The 18,872-nt window shown below is 70.1% G+C and carries 18 protein-coding genes; 6 read left to right on the top strand and 12 right to left on the bottom strand.

Annotated features, from left to right (window positions below):
* Positions 1-113: 113 nt before the first annotated feature.
* The 6 genes from BH708_RS06015 to BH708_RS05995 form a co-directional block, all read right to left on the bottom strand.
* Positions 114-2,243, bottom strand: coding sequence for an FAD-binding and (Fe-S)-binding domain-containing protein (locus BH708_RS06015; protein WP_216639506.1), 2,130 nt, complete (start codon positions 2,241-2,243; stop codon positions 114-116).
* Positions 2,179-3,075 carry an FAD-binding oxidoreductase gene (locus BH708_RS20110; RefSeq protein WP_216639505.1) on the bottom strand — a complete coding sequence of 299 codons (897 nt, stop codon included), beginning with the start codon at positions 3,073-3,075 and terminating at the stop codon, positions 2,179-2,181. Before BH708_RS20110 ends, BH708_RS06015 begins: the two co-directional genes overlap by 65 nt.
* A gap of 138 nt (positions 3,076-3,213) precedes the next feature.
* Positions 3,214-3,549: a hypothetical protein gene (locus BH708_RS06010; RefSeq protein ID WP_076807385.1), complete on the bottom strand. Its 336-nt coding sequence runs from the start codon at positions 3,547-3,549 to the stop codon at positions 3,214-3,216.
* 10 nt (positions 3,550-3,559) lie between these two features.
* Complete coding sequence (locus BH708_RS06005) at positions 3,560-5,368, bottom strand: thiamine pyrophosphate-requiring protein (RefSeq protein ID WP_076807383.1); 1,809 nt, start codon at positions 5,366-5,368, stop codon at positions 3,560-3,562.
* A 532-nt stretch (positions 5,369-5,900) separates the two neighbouring features.
* Complete coding sequence (locus tag BH708_RS06000; protein ID WP_253705492.1) at positions 5,901-6,653, bottom strand: GAF and ANTAR domain-containing protein; 753 nt, start codon at positions 6,651-6,653, stop codon at positions 5,901-5,903.
* A gap of 131 nt (positions 6,654-6,784) precedes the next feature.
* Positions 6,785-7,558: an ABC transporter ATP-binding protein gene (locus tag BH708_RS05995; protein ID WP_076807381.1), complete on the bottom strand. Its 774-nt coding sequence runs from the start codon at positions 7,556-7,558 to the stop codon at positions 6,785-6,787.
* A gap of 182 nt (positions 7,559-7,740) precedes the next feature.
* Here BH708_RS05995 and BH708_RS05990 point away from each other — a divergent pair, with 182 nt between their 5' ends.
* The 5 genes from BH708_RS05990 (at position 7,741) to BH708_RS05970 (ending at position 12,043) form a co-directional block, all read left to right on the top strand.
* Entirely contained in the window at positions 7,741-8,235 is a 495-nt protein-coding gene (locus BH708_RS05990; protein ID WP_076807378.1) for an ABC transporter substrate-binding protein, read from the top strand.
* A complete protein-coding gene (locus BH708_RS05985) occupies positions 8,232-9,245 on the top strand; it encodes a cation transporter (RefSeq protein WP_172805745.1) in 1,014 nt (337 codons plus the stop codon). The genes BH708_RS05990 and BH708_RS05985 overlap by 4 nt, the downstream gene beginning before the upstream one ends.
* A 60-nt stretch (positions 9,246-9,305) precedes the next feature.
* Positions 9,306-10,505: an alcohol dehydrogenase catalytic domain-containing protein gene (locus BH708_RS05980; protein WP_076807376.1), complete on the top strand. Its 1,200-nt coding sequence runs from the start codon at positions 9,306-9,308 to the stop codon at positions 10,503-10,505.
* A gap of 75 nt (positions 10,506-10,580) precedes the next feature.
* Positions 10,581-11,480: an SDR family oxidoreductase gene (locus tag BH708_RS05975; RefSeq protein ID WP_076807374.1), complete on the top strand. Its 900-nt coding sequence runs from the start codon at positions 10,581-10,583 to the stop codon at positions 11,478-11,480.
* Positions 11,477-12,043, top strand: coding sequence for a cysteine hydrolase family protein (locus BH708_RS05970; RefSeq protein WP_076807372.1), 567 nt, complete (start codon positions 11,477-11,479; stop codon positions 12,041-12,043). The genes BH708_RS05975 and BH708_RS05970 overlap by 4 nt, the downstream gene beginning before the upstream one ends.
* Before the next feature lie 58 nt (positions 12,044-12,101).
* Here BH708_RS05970 and BH708_RS05965 read toward each other — a convergent pair whose 3' ends face one another.
* Complete coding sequence (locus tag BH708_RS05965) at positions 12,102-13,328, bottom strand: cytochrome P450 (protein ID WP_076807370.1); 1,227 nt, start codon at positions 13,326-13,328, stop codon at positions 12,102-12,104.
* Positions 13,329-13,520: 192 nt separating this feature from the next.
* Between BH708_RS05965 and BH708_RS05960 the strand changes: the two genes are divergently transcribed.
* Positions 13,521-14,378, top strand: a complete 858-nt coding sequence (locus BH708_RS05960; protein ID WP_253705491.1) for a maleylpyruvate isomerase N-terminal domain-containing protein — start codon at positions 13,521-13,523, stop codon at positions 14,376-14,378.
* Positions 14,379-14,407: 29 nt separating this feature from the next.
* On the opposite strand, the gene BH708_RS05955 is transcribed toward BH708_RS05960, so the two are convergent.
* The 5 genes from BH708_RS05955 to BH708_RS05935 form a co-directional block, all read right to left on the bottom strand.
* Positions 14,408-15,043, bottom strand: coding sequence for a Pr6Pr family membrane protein (locus tag BH708_RS05955; RefSeq protein WP_076807368.1), 636 nt, complete (start codon positions 15,041-15,043; stop codon positions 14,408-14,410).
* Entirely contained in the window at positions 15,040-15,825 is a 786-nt protein-coding gene (locus BH708_RS05950) for an NAD(P)-dependent oxidoreductase (protein ID WP_076807367.1), read from the bottom strand. The genes BH708_RS05955 and BH708_RS05950 overlap by 4 nt, the downstream gene beginning before the upstream one ends.
* A 7-nt stretch (positions 15,826-15,832) precedes the next feature.
* Positions 15,833-16,585, bottom strand: a complete 753-nt coding sequence (locus BH708_RS05945) for a GTP pyrophosphokinase family protein (RefSeq protein WP_083713318.1) — start codon at positions 16,583-16,585, stop codon at positions 15,833-15,835.
* A 151-nt stretch (positions 16,586-16,736) separates the two neighbouring features.
* Positions 16,737-17,561: a methylenetetrahydrofolate reductase gene (locus tag BH708_RS05940; RefSeq protein ID WP_076807365.1), complete on the bottom strand. Its 825-nt coding sequence runs from the start codon at positions 17,559-17,561 to the stop codon at positions 16,737-16,739.
* Position 17,562: 1 nt separating this feature from the next.
* A complete protein-coding gene (locus tag BH708_RS05935) occupies positions 17,563-18,819 on the bottom strand; it encodes a glycine cleavage T C-terminal barrel domain-containing protein (RefSeq protein ID WP_076807363.1) in 1,257 nt (418 codons plus the stop codon).
* Between the last annotated feature and the right edge of the window lie 53 nt (positions 18,820-18,872).

Raw genomic sequence — 18,872 nt, 5'->3', positions numbered from 1 at the left:
GTCTCCTCCCGCCCACGGGCATCCAGGGTGGGCTGGGATCGGTTCCCATGACGTGCATGCCCCGGTCACACGGGTGGCCGAGCGGCCGGGTGCTGAACGAATCGATGAAGGGACTATACGGTCGCCTGCTCCTCCAGGCTGAGGGCCAGCACCTCGGCGAGGTGGACGGCCGTCCGGTGGGTGTCGCCCTGCGCGATCTGCGTGCGGCAGCTGAAGCCGTCCGCGATGACCAGGGTATCGGATGATGCCTCGCGCACAGCCGGCAGCAGTACTCGCTCGGCGCACGCCATCGACACGTCGTAGTGACCGTTCTCGAAGCCGAAGTTCCCGGCGAGGCCGCAGCAGCCGGAGTCAGGGACCTCGGCGTCGATCCCGGCGCGTCGCATCAGCTCGAGATCGGCGTCGAAGCCCATGACGGCGTGCTGGTGGCAGTGGGTCTGCACGAGCGCTTTGCGACGCACCTGAGGTGGCTCCCAGTCCTCTGGCGCGCGTTCGAGGAGGAACTCGGCCATGGTGCGCGTCTGGCCGGAGAGCCGTTCGACCAGCTTGTCGTCGGGAAGCATCTCCGGCATGTCCGTGCGGAAGACCGCGGTGCAGGAGGGCTCCAGGCCGATGATCGGGGTGCCCGCTTCCAGCCACGGGAGCAGCACGCGCAGGGTGTGGCGGAAGACTCTCTGGGCCACGGAGAGCTGGCCGGTCGAGATCCAGGTCAGACCGCAGCACACGGACGCCTCCGGGATCACCACGTCGAACCCCGCGGATTCCAGCAGGGCCACGGCTGCCCGGCCGATGTGCGGCTCGAAGCGGTTGGTGAAGGTGTCGGGCCACACCACGACCGTGGTCGCGGCGCGCGGGTCCGGCTCGGTCCGGCCGGCAGTGCGATCCGCCCACCAGGCGGCCAGGGTCCGGTCGGCGAAGTCGGGGGCGTCCCGCTCGACAGCGATGCCGGCGGCCCGCTTGCCGATCGTGGACAGGCCCGGCGCGCTGAGGGCACGGTTGACCAGTCGTGGAACACGCGAGGCGAGACGTGCCAGCAGGGGCAGCCACCCCATGGAGTAGTGCGCGGCGGGGCGGATCCTGCCCTTGTAGTGGTGGTGCAGGAACTCGGCCTTGTAGGTCGCCATGTCGACGTTGACGGGACAGTCCGTCTTGCAGCCCTTGCAGGAGAGGCAGAGGTCCAGGGCGTCGCGCACCTCCGTGGAGCGCCAGCCGTCCTTGATGGGGGAGTCCTCGTGCGGACTGAGCATCTCGAAGAGCAGCCGTGCGCGGCCTCGGGTGGAGTGCTCCTCCTCCTTGGTCACCATGTAGGACGGGCACATCACCCCGCCCTCCTGGCTGCGGCAGTTGCCGATGCCGACGCATCGCATCGTGGCCCGCGTGAAGCTTCCGTCGTCGGCCGGGTACTGGAACATCGTGCGATACGGGGTGGGGTCCCAGTCGGTTCCCAGACGCAGATCCTCATCCAGCCGGTTCGGCATCACGACCTTCCCGGGGTTCATCAGGTTCCGGGGGTCGAAAAGAGCCTTGACCTCGCCGAAGGCCTCGACGATCTCGGGGCCGAACATTCGCTCGAGCAGCTCGCCGCGGGCCTGGCCGTCGCCGTGCTCCCCGGACAGCGAGCCGTCGTAGGAGGCCACGAGGTCGGCGGCTCGTTCGAGGAAGCGACGGAACCCCGCCACGCCCTCGGCGGTGACGACGTCGAAGGGGATCCGGGTGTGCACGCACCCCTGCCCGAAGTGCCCGTACAGCGATGGATCACCGAGGTCGAACTCGTGGAAGAGCTCTCTGAGGTCCCGCAGGTAGTCCCCGAGCCGCTCCGGCGGTACGGCGGAGTCCTCCCACCCCGGCCAGGTATCGGACATGCCCGGTGGGCGGGCGGTGGCACCGAGACCGGCCTCTCGGGCCTTCCACATCTGGTCCTCCTTGGCCGGGTCGTCGGAGAAGTTGACCTTGGCATCGTGCTCGGTGCGACCGAGAGCCTCGAGCAGCTCGTCGATCCGTCGGTCGGCTTCCTCGGAGCTCTCGCCGCCGAACTGCACGAGGAGCCACCCGGCGCCCTCGGGCAGCAGAGCCCGGGCCTCCTCGCCGATGTGCTCGGCGGCCTCGAAATAGATGAGCTGGCTGTCGACGCCTTCGAGCACGATCGGATCGGAGTGCTGGAGGATCGTCGGCACGGCGTCAGCCGCCTCGGTGATGTCGTCGTAGCCGAGGACGACCATCGACTTCTGCTTCACCGTGGGCATGAGCTTCAGCTCCGCCCGCAGGATGGTCGCCAGCGTCCCCTCGCTGCCCACGATCAGGCGTGCGATGTCGAAGGACGACTCCGGCAGCAGCGCATTGAGGTTGTAGCCGGAGACGCGGCGCGGGATGTCCGGGAAGCGAGCACGGACCAGGTCGCCGTAGTGGTCGGCGACATCGCGCAGGCCGCTCAGGATGTCGGACTCCGGCCCGCCGCGCGCGGACGCCCTCGAGCTCCTCGTCGCTGGTGGGCCCGGCCCACCAGCGCGTCCCGGCGTGGGTGAGGATCTCCAGAGCGACGACGTTCTCGTCCGTCTTGCCGGAACGCTGCGCGGTGGCACCGCACGCGTTGTTGCCGAGCATGCCGCCCAGTGCGCAGTGGCTGTGGGTGGAGGGCCGGGGGCCGAACTCCAGGCCGTACGGCGCCAGCTGCGCATTCAGCTCGTCCAGGACGATGCCCGGCTCCACCAGGCACGTCTGCGCCTCGGCATCGACCGAGATCAACCGATTGCAGTACTTCGTCCAATCGATGACCACGGCGACGTTGGTGCACTGCCCGCCGAGGCTGGTCCCGCCCCCGCGGGGCAGCACGGGCGCACCGTGCCGAGCGCACACGTCGATCGCCGCGGCACCGGCCTCGACGCTGCGGGGCACGACGACCCCGATCGGCACCTGCCGGTAGTTGGAGGCGTCGGTGGCATAGCTTCCGCGGCTGCCGGGGTCGAAGCGGACCTCTCCGTCCACCTCGGTGCTCAGGTCGTGCTCCAGGGCTCGGGTGTCGAGGCCGGGGGATCGCCGGGGCGGGGGCGTGGGGATCTGGATGACATCGAGGGACATGGACGATTCACCTTCCGAAGGTCAGGACAGCGAAGATGCCGACCGACGTGACGAGCGGGCGACGGAGGCGGGAGCGGTCTCCCGCAGCCATATCAAGGGCTCGAGCAGAGGCGGCAGCATGAGAGGTGCGGACTGCGCTCACCGGTTGCTCGAGAGCTTCTCGTAGAACTCGGTGAGCTTCTGCCGCATCCCGTGGGCGATGACGCCCTTGGTCTCGGGATCGCCCTTGGCCATCGCTTTCGCGGCCTTCTTCGCCTGGATCGTCTTGATGCGCGGTGGGAGGGGCGGAATCTCCTTGTCGACCTTGAACTCCAGGACCACGGGTCGGTCGGAGGCGAGCGCCTCCTCCCAGGCACCGGCCACCTTCGTCGAATCGTCGCAATACACGCCATGCAACCCCAGCAGTTTCGCGTACTCGGCGTACGGGACGTCGGGAATGAATTGGGAGGCCTGGAACGTCGAGTCGCCGGCCATCGCCCGCTGTTCAGGAGTCCTTCGTGCTCTGAGGGCGGAATTCCTGCGCCTTCGTCTTCACCCCCTGGGCGATGATGCCGAGGGCGCTCTCATCGCCCTTCAGCACGGACTTGGCCGTGTCCTTCGCCTGCTGGAAGGTCGCGTGCGGGGGGATCGGGGGAATGTCCGGGTCCACATGGACATCGAGAACGACAGGTCGGTCAGCCGCCAGGGCATCGTCCCACGCCGCCCCGATGTCCTCGGGCCGGGTGACGGTGATGCCTCGCAGTCCGATGCTGTCGGCGAAATCGGCGTAGGAGACCTCGGGCAATCGCTGGGACTCGAGGAAGTTCGGTGAACCCTCCGTGGCGCGGATCTCCCAGGTGACCTGGTTGAGATCGTTGTTGTGGAGCACGGCGACGATCAGCCGCGGGTCCTCCCACTCCTCCCAGTACCGCTTGATCGTGATCAGCTCGGCCATCCCGTTCATCTGCATGGCCCCGTCGCCGACCAGGGCGATCATGGGCCGATCCGGGTGACCGAACTTGGCTCCGATGGCGTACGGCATTCCGGGGCCCATTGTCGCGAGCGTGCCGGACAGCGAACCGCGCATGCCATCGCGCACCTTCAGCTGGCGGGCGTACCAGTTGGCCGCCGACCCCGAATCGGCGGACAGCATCACGTCCGCGGGCAGGCGCGGGGACAGCTCCGCGAAGACGCGCAGAGGATTGATCGGGTCCGAGTCGACCATCGCCTCGTCGGCCATCACCTCCCACCACCGGGCGACGTTGTGCTCGATGGTCTCGCGCCAGCTGCGGTCCGTCTTCCGCTCGAGCTTGGGGAGAAGAGCTCGCAGGACGCTGCCGGAGTCCCCGATCAGGTTGACCTCATAGGGGTAGCGCATCCCGATCATGGTGCCGTCGATATCGATCTGCACGGCGCGAGCCTGGTCGAACTCCGGCAGGAACTGCGAGTACGGGAAGCTGGAGCCGATCGTCAGCAAGGTGTCGCAATCACGCATCATCTCCCAGCTCGGGCGGGTCCCGAGCAGGCCGATCGCGCCGGTGACGTACGGCAGCTCGTCTGAGAGGACGTCCTTGCCCAGGAGCGCCTTGGCGACGCCGGCCCCCAGGAGGTCCGCCACCTGTTGCAGCTCGGTGGCTGCAGACCGAGCGCCGGCGCCGGCCAGAACGGCCACCTTGCTGCCGCTGTTCAGCACGTCCGCGGCGCGATCGATGGCGGCGTCGGACGGGATCGGATCCTGCGGGAAGTCGGTCCCCAGACTGGAGGGGACCATCTTGAACGAATGGGTCGGCGCGCGGTATTCGGCCTCCTGCACGTCCAGGGGGATGATCACGGCCGTCGGGGCGCGTCGTGCCTCGGCGACCCGGAAAGCCCGGTCGAGGACATTGGGCAGCTGCTCCGGGGCCATCACAGTATGGACGTAGTCGCCCGCCACGTCCTTGAACAGGTTCTGCAGGTCGATCTCCTGCTGGTAGGAACCGCCGATCGCCGTCGTGTTGGTCTGCCCCACGATGGCGACGACGGGAACGTGGTCGAGCTTGGCGTCGTAGAGTCCGTTGAGCAGGTGCACCGCCCCGGGCCCCGAGGTGGCCATGCACACGCTGGTCCGTCCGGTGAACTTGGCATGGCCGACGGCTTCGAACGCGCTCATCTCCTCGTGACGGGACTGGATGAACTTCGGGACCTCGGCGGGGTCCGCGTCCGACCAGGACGCGACGATGCCGTTGATCCCGTCGCCGGGGAAGGCGAACACCTTGTCGATGTCCCAGTCCATGAGCCGGCTCAGCAGGAAGCGGGCCACTGATGTGTCTGCCATGTCGTGTCCTCCTCGATTGCGGTGCCTCGCACGGCACGATCGGCGACATCCTCGCGAACAGTTCCTCGGCGCGGAACGACATCGAAGCCGTGGACCGACCGTCCGGCCTGCGCCGGTCATCGGGTCATCGTGCCCCGCCGTCTCCGCGCCCCACGACGACGGCATCGGCCGTGTCCGTGGTCGGGTGGTCGTGCATGCCTTCGCGCTGCGCGTGGGCGGTGGGGGAGATGTATGCCCGTACCGTCCGTCCCTCGTGTTCCGCAGGCTATGCCCGGGGCAGGGGCCCAACAAGGGCGGTCGCCGAGTGGATCGTCCTGGAAGGCGGATCGGTGCCGCAGCCGCCCGCGCGCGAGGACGGCACGGTGCAGAGCACAGGCGAGCACGGCCGGGATGCTGTCGACGGGAAAAGCGTCTGTGCCTGCGGTGTCGCCGTGCGGCACGGTCGTCTCCATCATCGTGGCGCCATGCTCGGCCGAGCAGCGCGAGCGCGAAAGAACTTGACGGTTCAGTGGCCTTCCGAGCGGTCCGCGGCTCAGTCCCGCGGGGTCCGCAGCTCCCCGCTCGTGACGAGGTGCTCTGCCACCGCGGTCAGTTTCGTGTTGGTCCGGCTGCTGATCTCGGAGAGCAGGTAGAAGGCTTGGGTCGCGGTGACCTTGTAGCGCTCCATCAGAATGCCCTTCGCCTGCCCGATGAGATCCCGGCTCGCGATCGCTTCATGGAGTTGCGTGACCTCGCGCGCCTCCGCGAAGGCCACAGCAGCGTGCGCGGCCACCAGCAGACCGATGTGTTCGGATTCGTCGGTGAACACATCGGGCCTGCTGGAGTAGAGGTTCAGGGCGCCGAGGTTCTCCCCTTCGACGAACAGCTGGAACGCCAGCATCGCGCGGACACCCGTCTCCTCGGCGGCGCGCCGCGAGAAGGCCGGCCAGCGCTGCTCGGTGTTCATGTCCGGGATCCGTACCGTCGTCTCCTCGTAGACCGCGGAGAGGCAGGGGCCCTCGCCTTCGTCCATCTGGATCGCATCGACCTTGCTCGGCAGTTCGCTCGTCGGGGCCTGCGACGTCAAGTCCTTCCGGCCCAGGACCACGCTGATGGACCCCTCCTCGGCGCCGGGGATCATCTGCACAGCGGCGCGGACCATCGCCTCGAGCAGCTCGTCCGCAGAGCGGTCATACAGGTCCTGTGCGAGATCGGCCAGCTCGACGGCGAGCGGATCCTCGCCGATCGCCTCTCCCTCGTTGTGCGAAGAACGCTGCCCCAGACCATCGCCCGTGCGAGATCCCACGACGTCCCCTCTCTGCCATGGACGCGATCACAGCGCATGCCGCCCGATCCATGGGTCGCCGGTGCGCATGACCCTTGCATCTTATGTCGTGGGGACGTCGTGCACGGAGGCCCGCCGGACGTCGCCTGCGATCAGCGGAACCGCTGCACGGCCTCCGCGGCGTTCTCGGCGAGTTCGCGGATCTCCTCGTGCTCGGTGCGGGCGAGCACCTCGGCGACGGTGCCCTGCGCGAGGATCCGACCCTGGCCCAGGAAGGCCACCTGCGGGCACATGCGCTGGACCAGTTCGAGGTCGTGCGACGCGATCAGCACGCCGATGCCCAGGCGCTCGATGATCTCCCGCAGGGTCGCGGAGATCTCCCCGCGCATACCGGGATCCACCGCTGTCAGCGGCTCGTCCAGCACCAGGATCTCCGGCCGCGTGGCGAGGGCGGTGGCCAGCGCGACCCGCTGCGTCTCGCCGCCGGAGAGGGTGCGCATCCGACGAGTCAGGTACTGCTCGCCGAGGCCCACCGTCGCGAGCATCTCGGTGGGGGAGACGGCATGGGTGCGCCCGCCCTTGCGGGCCTCCTTCGCGGCCAGCGTCAGCCGGGAGGAGACCGTCTCCTGGGGATCGGAGATGGTCATCGCGTACTGGGAGACGAAGCGCACCGCGGCGGTGAAGGCACGGCGATCCTTGCCGCGCAGGCGGTGCACACTGCGACCATCGAGCGTGACCTGTCCGGCGCTGGGCTTCAGCACTCCGCGGAGCACCCGGACCAGGGTGGTCTTGCCCGCCCCGGAGGGGCCGAGCAGACCCAGCGGGGCCGCGCCGGCACGGAGCGTCAGGTCCACGCCGGTCAGCACCGGCTCCCCGGGGTATCCGGCCTGGAGGGCGGTGGCGGTCAGCGTGGTCGAGGCAGGCATCGGGCTCTTCTCTCGAGGGGGTGGGGACGACGTGCACGGTAGCCGGGAGAGCTGGGCCGGATCTGCATCGGCGGCGCCGCCGTCCGATCGGTCCGCGATGTTCCGTCCCCGCAGCAGGTCACATACGGTCAACGGACGGAACGGATCCGCACGATCTTGCGGGCCAGGACGGAGGCGCTCGCATGGTCGGCCGACGGACGGCGCGGAGCATCGCCATCGCTGCGCTGGCGCTGCTGACCCTCCTCGCCACGGGGTGCCAGGGGCACTTCCCGGCCGACGCCCAGGGCACCCTGGACCGCGCGACCGGCGGCGTCCTGCGCGTCGGCATCAGCGAGAACGCCCCCTTCACCGAGGTCGCCGAGGACGGAACCGTCAGCGGCAGCGAGGTCGAACTGATCCAGGAGTACGCCGCGAGCATCGACGCCGAGATCGAGTGGACCCCGGCCGGGGAGAACACCCTGGCCGCCATGATGAAGGCCGGCGATCTCGATGTCGTGATCGGCGGACTGGCCTCGGATGCTCCCTGGACCTCGAAAATCTCCCTCACCCGCCCATACACGACCACGACTGGGCCGGACGGATCCCCCGTGAAGATCGTGATGGGGGTGACGCCGGGCGAGAACGCGCTCCAGGTGGACCTCGAGCGCTTCCTCGCCGAGGAGGTCGGAGACCTGTGATTGCGGAGAAGGGCGACGGCGGCGAAGAGGCGACCGGGTCGGGCGATGACGCCTTGGGCGAGCGGCAGCGAGCGGTGCTGCGCCGTGCGATCCGCCTCGAATGGATCACGCTGGGGTGGATGGCGGCCACGGTCGCGCTGGTCGCCCTGGTCGCGGGCCAGTCCCAGGCGATGCGGGCGGCGTGGGCCGAGGACATGCTCTCCCTGCTGCCGCCCCTCGCCTTCCTGGTCGCCACGCGGCGCATCCGGAAGTCCCCAGACCGGCAGCACCCGTACGGGTTCCACCGCTCGATCGGCGTGGCGCACCTGGTCGCAGCACTCGCCCTGCTCACGATGGGCGGCTACCTGTCCATCGATTCCGTCATCGGGCTGGTGAAGGTCGAGCGACCGCCGATCGGGCTCACGGTGATCGCCGGCCACACCGTCTGGGCAGGATGGCTGATGATCCTCGTCATGGTGGTCACCAGCATCGGACCCGTGATCCTCGGCCACAAGAAGCTGACGCTCTCCGAACAGCTGCACGACAAGGTGCTGTTCGCCGACGCCGACATGAACAAGGCCGACTGGACCACGGCGGTCGCGACGATCGCCGGCGTGCTGGGGGTCGGGGTAGGCCTGTGGTGGGCGGACGGCGTCGCCGCCCTCATCGTCTCGGTCTCGATCCTGCGTGACGGACTCAAGAACCTGCGCAGCTCGATCCGAGGCCTCACCGACGCGGAGGCCCGCACCTACGACGACGCGGAGCCGCACCCGCTCACCCTCCGGATCGAGCAGCGCGCCGAGCAGACGAGCTGGGTGCGGGAGGCCTCCGCCCGAGTCCGCGACGAGGGACATGTCTTCCACGTCGAAGTCTTCGTCGTTCCCCACGGGGGAGCGCGGCCGCCGGCCGAGGACGTCGTGACGTTGCGCGACCGAATCGACGAGCTGGACTGGAAGGTCCACGACATCGTGATCGCCCCGGTCGACGAGCTCCCCCCGATGCAGACCTTCCGGTCGACCCTGCAGACGTGAGCGCCGCGGGACCCTACCGTGGAAGAACGCCGCACGGGACCACCTGGAGGAGGCGGGACCATGAGAGCAGTGACCTGGCAGGGCACCGAACGCGTGAGCGTCGAGGGCGTCCCCGAACCGATCATCCAACAGCCCACCGACGCCGTGATCCGGGTGACCTCCACCGCGATCTGCGGATCCGATCTCCATCTGTACGAGGTGCTCGGCCCGTTCATGACCCCGGGCGACGTCATCGGCCACGAACCCATGGGCATCGTCGAGGAGGTCGGGGCGGGCGTCACCCACGTGCGACCCGGCGACCGCGTCGTCGTCCCCTTCACCATCTCCTGCGGCCACTGCGCGATGTGCGAGCAGGCGTTGCCGTCCCAGTGCGAGACCACGCAGGTGACGGAGTTCGGGACGGGCGCTGCGCTGCTGGGCTATTCCAAGCTCTACGGGCAGGTTCCCGGCGGGCAGGCCGAATACCTGCGCGTGCCGCACGCCGACTACGGGCTGATGAAGGTCGGCGTCGAACTCCCGGACGAGAACTACCTCTTCCTCAGCGACATCCTCCCCACCGCCTGGCAGGCCGTGCAGTACGCGGGCGTCCCCCGGCACCGCACCCTGGCGGTGCTGGGCCTCGGCCCGGTCGGCCAGTTCAGCGCCCGCATCGGGCGGCATCTGGGGGCGCGGGTGTTCGGCATCGACCCGGTGCCGGAGCGCCGCACCCTGGCCGAACGCCACGGCATCGAGGTGTTCGACCTGTCGGAGAAGTCCGTCGGTGAGATCCGGGAGGCGACGCAGGGGCGGGGCCCGGACGCCGTCCTCGACGCCGTCGGGATGGAGGCCGAGGGCAGTCCCGTCGGCGGACTCGCGCAGAGCCTCGCCGGCAAGCTGCCCGATGCGATCGCCCGACCGTTCATGGAACATGCCGGCGTGGACCGGCTCGCGGCGCTGCACACCGCCCTCGATCTGGTCCGCCGCGGGGGCACCGTCTCCCTCGCCGGGGTCTACGGGGGAGCCGCCAGCCCGATGCCGCTGCTGACCATGTTCGACAAGCAGCTGCAGCTGCGGATGGGCCAGTGCAACGTGCGCCGCTGGACCGACGAACTGCTGCCGCTGGTCGAGGACCCCGCCGACCCCCTCGGCGTCGGCGACCTCGTCACCCACCGACTGCCCCTCGAAGAGGCCGCCGTCGGGTACGACCTGTTCCAGAAGAAGCACGACGGCTGCATCAAGGTCGTCCTCGACCCGACGATCGCCCCCACCCCGACCGACTGACCGCACCGCACCCTCCGTGCGGGGCGCGGCCGGACCCGACCCCGGCCCCCGATCCGACCACTCAGGAGAGAACCCATGGCACCCGCAGACCAGCTCACCCTCGTCGACCCCGTGACCCGTTTCCCCGACATCACTCCGCCGCGGCAGGACCAGAGCGAGCCCGGCCTCGATGCGGAGCTGATCCCCGGCACGGACCGCGGCGAGGACTCCTACCGCGGCACCGGCAGGCTCGAGGGCCGCAAGGCTCTGATCACCGGGGCCGACTCGGGGATCGGTGCCGCGGTCGCGATCGCCTTCGCCCGCGAGGGCGCCGACGTCGCGATGAACTACCTCCCGCAGGAGCAGGAGGACGCCGAGCACGTGGCCGGGGTGATCGAGCAGACCGGGCGCAGGGCGGTCCTGCTGCCCGGCGACCTCGTCGACGCCGACGTCTGCCGACAGCTCGTCGAGGACGCGGTCGCCCAGCTGGGAGGGCTCGACGCACTGGTGAACAACGCCGGTCGGCAGATCGCCGTCGAGAGCCTCGAGGAGCTCGAGGAGGAGCAGTGGATGACCACCTACGAGGTCAACATCCACGCGATGTACCGGATCACCAGGGCGGCGCTGACGCATCTCTCGGCCGGCTCCACGATCGTGAATTCCACGTCGGTCCAGGCCTACGAGCCCTCGACCACTCTGATCGACTACGCCTCCACCAAGGCCGCGATCAACAACTTCTCCAAGGGCATCGCCCAGCAGCTCGCTCCGAAGGGGATCCGGGTGAACGCCGTGGCCCCCGGACCGATCTGGACCCCGCTGCAGGTCTCCGACGGCCAGCCGAAGGAGGCGCTGCCCCACTTCGGCAAGAACACGCCGCTGGGCCGCGCCGGCCAGCCCACCGAGCTGGCCCCGGCCTACGTCTTCCTCACCTCGCCGGAGTCCAGCTACGTGCTCGGGGAGACCCTGCACGTCAACGGGGGCATGCCGACGCCGTGACCTCGCGACCCTCCGATGCCCTGCTGCTGATCGATCTGCAGGAGGCGTTCTTCGACGGCCCCGCGCTCGCCGAGGCGCGCACCGCGGTCGTCGCCGCCGTCGACTCGCTCGCCGGGGCGGCGCGCCGCGCAGACGTGCCGATCTTCCTGATCTCCACCGAGCACAGCCGCGACCGCTCCACCTGGACGCTGTCCATGCTCGAGGACGATCAGGGCTTCCTCTTCCACGGCGACCCGGCGACCGAGATCATCGCCGAGCTCGATGCCACGGGCATGACCCGGCTCGAGAAGACCCGCGACAGCGCCTGGTTCGGCACCGACCTGCTGCTGCGGATGCACAACCTCGCCGTGGGACGGGTCGTCATCGCGGGGGTCTCGACGCATGCCTGCATCGCCCAGACCGCACGGGACGCCTACGCGAACAACATCCGCGCCACGATCGTCGAGGACGCCGTGGCCGACGAGCGACCGGAGCACGCGCGCGCCGTCCGGGAGCTGCTAGTCGGGGACCGGCAGGCCGATCTCGCCGACTCCGCGGAGATCCGGGAGCACTGGACGCGCTGAGCGCCGTCCGGGTCCGGCGCGCCCCTGCGCCGTGGGGACCCCGTGACCACCGGGGCTCTCAGAACCCGGCGAGCACGACTCCGCTGCGGGGTGAGGCCGGGAAGCGACCCAGGGGGATCGACAGATCCTGCGGGGGCGCCGTGAGTTCGCTGCGGCTGAGCAGGCGCACCGCCCGCTCGAGCAGAGCGACCGTGCTCCCCTCGCCCGGGCACCGGTGGTCCTCCTCGTGGTACCCGGCACCCTGGGCGATCAGCGTGAAGGGGTCCTCCTGCCAGGACCAGCCCCGGAAGCGCTCCGGACGGAAGCTGTCCGGGTCGGGGAACGTGCGTCGGTCGTGGCAGGTGCCGTACAGGTCCAGGACCACCCGGTCGCCGACGCGGAAGGCATGACCGTGGAGCCGGAAGGGAGCGCGGACCCGGCCCGGCACTGCGGGGAAGAACGGGAAGAAGCGCCGCACCTCCTGCACGAACGGTTCGAGGTCGCGCTCGTCCCCCGCGGCGAAGGCGTCCCGCCACTGCGGGTGCCGGAGCAGGGCGACGGCGGCGAACTCGATGAATCGGGAGACGGCCAGCAGGGGCCGCAGAAGATTCATGATCTCCACGGCCGCGACCTGGGGAGGAAGCAGTGCCCCGTCCTCGGTGTGGGTGGCCAGAACGGCCAGCGGCGACCCGGGCGGCGGCGTCAGGTCCCCGGCCCGCACCTGCTCGACGAGACCGGCGGCCCAGCGCTCGGTCCCTCGCCGACGCCATCGGGCGTACCAGTTCGGAGGTCCGGGGCGGGCCACCTGGTCGATCATCAGGCTCAGCTCCGTCGTCAGACGGGGGACGTCGACCGTCTCCAGCGCGATCCCGCACCAGCGCAGCGCCATCCGTGCGAGCACGATCCGGCTGAGGTGGGCGAGTCGCACCCGGCCGCTGCCGTGCAGCCTCGCCAGCGCACGGTCCCACTCGGCCTCGTACAGGGCCCCCAGGCGATCCATCGCCTCGGGCCCCAGCAACGACAGGAAGACCCGCTTGCGGCGGCGATGCGCCGCATCGTCGAGGCTCTGGACGGAACCCTCGTCCTGCAGCAGGTGCTGGACGAAGGCCGGCATCGCGCCCTGCCGGGCGAGGTGCCGGCCGTCGTAGAAGACCCGCGCCGCCTCGCCGCCGCGGAGGAGGGTGACCGGCTGCAGCGCCAGGCGCGTGGTCAGCAGATCGGCGCCGGCGGCATCGCACCGCGAGGCGATGAACGGATATCCCTCGCGCAGGAACGCGAGAGTGCTGTCGAACGGGACGGTGCGCATCGGGGCCTCCCAGCCGTCGTCGGAGCCTGCCGTGTTCAGGCGGTGCAGGCCGAGCCCGACCGGATCGCGGGGCCGGGACCGGAGGGCAGATCGGAGCGGGCGTCTGCTCCGTCCCGACGCTAGGCCGCCCTGGTCCCGGGGGCAACGGATGGACCGTTCGGACGGGGCGAGGCTTCCGTCCGTCGGGCGGGAGTGCTTCGATGGGAGGATGAGCATCGATGCCGTCTCCGTGATCCGCGAGGAAGCGGACCTCCTCGCCGCCGCCCTCACCACCACCGACCCGAGCAGAAGGTCCCCACCTGCCCGGACTGGACCGCGGCCGATCTGCTGTGGCATCTCACCGAGGTCCACGAGTTCTGGGGCGCGGTCCTCGCCCACGGCGTCACCCGTGAGGAGGAGGCCGAGAAGCTCGAGGAGTCCGCGGCGCCCAGACCCGAGCGGTTCGAGGAGCTGCTGGCGCGGCGGGTCGCGGCGACCGAAGCGCTCCTGGAGCAGTTCGACGCGCACGAGGACGAGGAACCGGCCTGGTTCTGGTACTCGGCGGAGCAGACCGTCTCCGTCATCCGGCGGATGCAGACCCACGAGGCGACCATCCACCGCGTCGACGCCGAGCTCGCCGCCGGCAGAAGGGTGACCCCGATCGCCCCGCAGGTCGCCCATGCCGGACTCGATCACGTGCTGCGAGTCATGTGGCCCGCCGCCGTCGAGTGGATCCCGGAGTGGGCCGAGATCGCCCCGGTCGCCGTCGCCGAGATCACGGCCGAGGCCGGGCAGCCCCGGCGGCTGCTGATCAGCCGCTGGTCCGGGACCCGGCCCCGCGACGGGCGGGAGTTCGACGCCCCCGTCGGCCGGCTCGTGACGGACGAGGACGAGACCGATGGCCTGCCGCGCGCCGACGTGTCCGGGGCGCCGCTCGCCCTGGACCTGTGGGCCTGGGGACGGGGACAGGCCCTCGACCATCTCTCCGGGCGGAGCGAGAAGGTGGAGATCGTCGGGGACCAGGCGGCCGTGGCGCAGATGGAGGCGCTGATCGCCGAGGGGCACGACTGACACGATTGACCCGGACGCGCCCGGAGGCCTCACGCCACGGTGCGCTCGGGGATCTCCCGCCTCGACGGCTCCGCCCGCAGCCGCCCGCCGCCGAGGTGCAGCAACGAGGCCACGGTGAAGAAGGCCACCAGCACGATGGCCGTGACCAGGAGGACCTGCGGCCAGGAGGAGACCGTCGGATCCAGGAAGTCGTAGGGGTACCAGCCGGTGATCGCGCCACGCACCCAGGTCAGCACGAGATAGGCGATGGGGTAGAGCTGCCACAGCAGGATCCGGCGGGCGGGAGCGTGCCGTCGCCGCGGCGTGAGCAGCCAGTCGGCGACCGCGACCACGGGGGCGAGGCGATGCAGCACGATCCCGGTCCAGCCGATGTCCCAGCGCAGCAGCTCGGCCGGCGGCGCGATCAGCAGGGCGTAGACGATCCCCGTCATCGCCAGGTAGAACGTGACGGCGCCGCGCACGTCCTCCAGCCAGGGCGGCCGCTTCCGCCCGAGCAGCAGGGTCCCGGCGACGAGCAGGACGAATGCCAGGCTCGACTGGTTGGTGAAGTAGGAGATGTCCTGGGCCAACAGACCGTCCCGGGCGGCGACGACCACGTCGTGGACCAGGGCGGCGAGCACGGCGAGGGCGACCAGCACCCGCACCGTGCGCGCCGCGGCGCTCACGATCCCAGGGGCCAGGAGTCGCGCACGTCGGCTCCGCCCTCGACCACGTGCTCCTCGGCGCCGGGCAGATCCGTCCAGGAGTCCTGCGGGCGATATCCCAGCTCGAGCGTCGTGTTGGTCAGCGACCAGCGGCGGTTGGGGTTGTTCGAGATGGCGTAGAACAGGCCGAAGCGCACCTCCGCCTCGATGGCGCGACGCACCACCCGGGTGCAGTCGGCGGGGCTGAGCCACATGGCCCGCAGCACGTCCTCCTCGGTCGCGAGCGGGTCCTCGGCGACCCAGCCGATGCGCAGCGCGATCACGTCCAGGCCGTGCTCGTCGTGGTAGTAGCGCCCGAGAGCTTCCCCGAAGATCTTCGAGACGCCGTAGAGGGAATCCGCCCGCTGGATCTGGTCCGGGTAGACCGGCCACTGCTCGTACCGGTCGTACATGCCCATCGTGTGGTTCGAGGAGGCGAGCACGACCCGTCGGACCCCGGCGTCACGGGCGGCCTCGAGCACATTGCGCTGCCCGATGAGGTTCGCCTCCAGCACCGCCTCCCACGGGGACTCGGGGGACGCCGCACCGGCCAGGTGCACCACGGTGTCGACGCCGTCCATCAGCGCCCGCACCTGCTCGTACTCGCCCAGCTCCGCGAGCTTCAGCTCGACGCCCGGCGGTGCCTTGTCCGCGGTGCGACCGTGGAGGACGAGGTCGTACTCCTCGCGCAATGCGTCAGCCAGCCGGGCGCCGATGCCACCTGTGGCACCGGTGATCAGGACACGCTTCCTCGAGTTGCTCATGGCCTCATTATGGGCGCGCGGGCCGCTCCGGGTCGGACATCGGGCGGATCTCCGCCCGCAGCCGCTCCATGCGCGCATCGAGGTCCGCCGCGACCTGGGCGGCGTCATCGAGCTCCGCCCGCAGGTCCGCGGGCAGGTTGCGGCGGTACTTGTAGCTCAGCTTGTGCTCGGTGCTGGCCCAGAAGTCCATCGCGATGGTGCGCAGCTGCAGCTCGACGGGGACCTTCTCGGTGTGCTCGGAGAGGAACACCGGCACCTGCACGATCAGGTGCAGCGAACGGTACCCGTGGGGCTTCGGGGCGGTGATGTAGTCCTTGGTGGTGAGCACCTCGAGATCCGGCTGCCGGCGCAGCATGTCTGCGATCCAGTACACGTCGGAGACGAAACTGCAGGTGATGCGCACCCCGGCGATGTCGTGGACCCGTTCCCGGATCGCCGGGATCGTCATATCGCCTCCGGTGCGCACGGCCTTCTCGACGAGGCTCTCGGTGGACTTGAGCCGGGAGCGGACGTGCTCGATGGGGGAGTAGTCGTGGATCTGCTCGAACTCCTGGCGCAGGATGTTCACCTTGGTCTGCACCTCGTCGATGCCGAACTGGTAGTACATCCGCAGCCGAGTGAACTCCTCGTGGACCTGCTTCATCTGCGCGGCCAGCTGCTCGGGGTCGGTGCCCGGCCGGGTCAGCTGCTCCTGCCGGGCGCGCACCAGCGAGCTCATGCGCTGCGATGTGTCGGCCTGGACCGAGTCGTCATCATCCATCAGGTGCTGCCCTTCGAGGAGAGATCCGGGCCCTCGACGATGCCAGATCTCTCTGAGGGAGAGCGGAACGTCCTGGCCCCGCCCGCGATCCGGCCGTCGATCGGGCCGGGCCACGCCTTCGACACACCCCCGGTCCGTCATCGACCATTTCTCACGCGTCCGCGCGCCAGCGGGCCGCAGCCTCCAGGTCGTTGAACGTGTACACATGCGGTCCGGCCAGCGCGAGCCCCGGCTCCTCACGTGCCTGATCGAGCTCGTCCAGGAGGGGCCCGGGGTCCCAGGACCCGGGGCCGACGAGCCGCCGCACCCCCGAGCCTTCGCCACCGAGCATCCGCAGCGAGCGACCCACCCCGATCCGCGCCCCGATCCGCAGCAGCCTCGCCGTGCCCACGGCAGCGGCGACGCCCGGGCGCACGGGCACCGTGATGCCGGCTTCGCGGAGGCCGCGCACCCAGGCCAGCAGCGGGGCCGCCTCGAAGCACATCTGGGTCACGAGATGGGAGGCGTGCTCCGCCTTCGCGCGCAGCAGCCGCATCGCCTCCTGCTCGTCGACGAAGGGGTGGCCCTCCGGGTGCGCGCCCACCCCGATCGCGAGTCGGGGCGCCTCGGCGGCGAGGAGCTCGACCAGGCTCAGCGAGCCGTCGAAGTCGCCGGCAGCACGGGGCGCGTCACCGGCGATGACGAACACCTCGTCCATCCCGGCGGCGTCGAGCCGTGCCAGGATCGTGCGCACCTCCTGCGGGTCCCGGATCTGTCGCGCCGGGAGGTGCGGGACCGCGGTGAAGCCCCGGCCCGCGAGCTCGCACGCCACCGCCAGCGTCGCCTCCAGGCCGTGCGCCGGGGACGCGGTCACGGTCACGCGCGTCCCCGGCGGGAGGTGGGCGCCGACGCGGTCCGAGATCCCCCGCAGCGGGAGGACCTCGAACTGCGCCTCGCTCTCTTCCGCCGAGTCGACCTGGTCGGCGTCGGCGGTCACCTCACCCTCCCGCAGGGGCCGGTGCGGCCGAGGTGTCGGCGGCCGCCAGTGCGGTCACGTCTCCCTTGGGCTGCTCCTTCGTCGGATCGATGAAGGGCTTGGGGACCACCACCGCGTCGACCAGCTCCTCGCCGTACGGCAACAGGGTGCCCGCGAGCTCACCGGTGTCGACCGTGAACGCCGTCCCCACGTCGGAGAGCTCGGTCGGCACCAGGGCCAAGCCGATGTTCTTCTCCAGGCGGGGGGACCAGCAGGCGGAGGTGACCTGGCCGACCACGGTCCCGTCGTGATGGACGGGGAAGGCGTCGATCATGGAGCCGTCGTTGTAGCAGCCCAGCTGCGCCCCGCCGATCTCGAGCCCGACCAGCTTACGGCGCGGCCCCTCCTCCTTGATCCGGCGCAGCGCCTCCTTGCCGACGAAGTCCGCCTCCTGGTTGAGGTCCACCATCCAGTCGTAGCCCATCCCGACCTCGAACGGGTTGGTGTCGACGGTGATGTCGGCGCCGTGGGCGAGCATGCCGCCCTCGATGCGTCGGATGTGGCACGGCCCGATGACCTTCAGGCCATGGGGCTGTCCGGCCAGCCAGACCAGCTCCCACAGCCGTGCGGCGTCGCGGGAGGCATGGTGCACGTAGATCTCGTAGCCGATCTCGCCGGTGTACCCGGTGCGCGAGACGGTCACGTCGATTCCGTCGATCGTGAAGTCGTGCAGGTAGTAGTAGCGGATGTCCGCCACCGACTCGCCCAGCAGGTCGCGCATGACGGCGTAGGACTTGGGGCCCTGGACCTGCACCGGGCCGACGTCGACCTCGGAGATGTCGACGTCCATCCCGGCGTAGGTGGCGACTCCGCGGGCCCACAGCAGGATGTCGCTGTCGGCCAGGGAGAGCCAGAAGCGGTTCTCCTCCAGGCGCAGCAGGACCGGGTCGTTGAGGATCCCGCCGTGTTGGTCGGTGAGGAACACGTACTTGCACTGGCCGACCTTGCACTTGCTCAGATCGCGGGTGACCAGCAGGTTGGTGAAGTCGAAGGCGTCCGGTCCGGAGATCTGGATCTGCCGTTCGACGCCGACGTCCCAGAGGGTGACACCCTCCAGCAGCGCCCAGTACTCGGCGATCGGATCGCCGTAGTTCCGGGGGTGATACGTGTGGTTGTACACGCTGTACATCTGCACGCCGTGACGCCGGGAGGCGTAGAAGAACGGCGACTTGCGGATGCGCGGGTAGAGCAGTACGTGGGGATTCTGGTTCACGGTCATCGTGGCCTCCAACGTCGTGTCCGTACTCCACTCTCCCATCTGTGCGCGCATGA

The sequence above is a fragment of the Brachybacterium sp. P6-10-X1 genome (assembly GCF_001969445.1).
GTDB lineage: Bacteria > Actinomycetota > Actinomycetes > Actinomycetales > Dermabacteraceae > Brachybacterium.
Note: the sequence above shows the minus strand (reverse complement) of the source record. Positions and strands in the feature narration are given on the sequence as shown.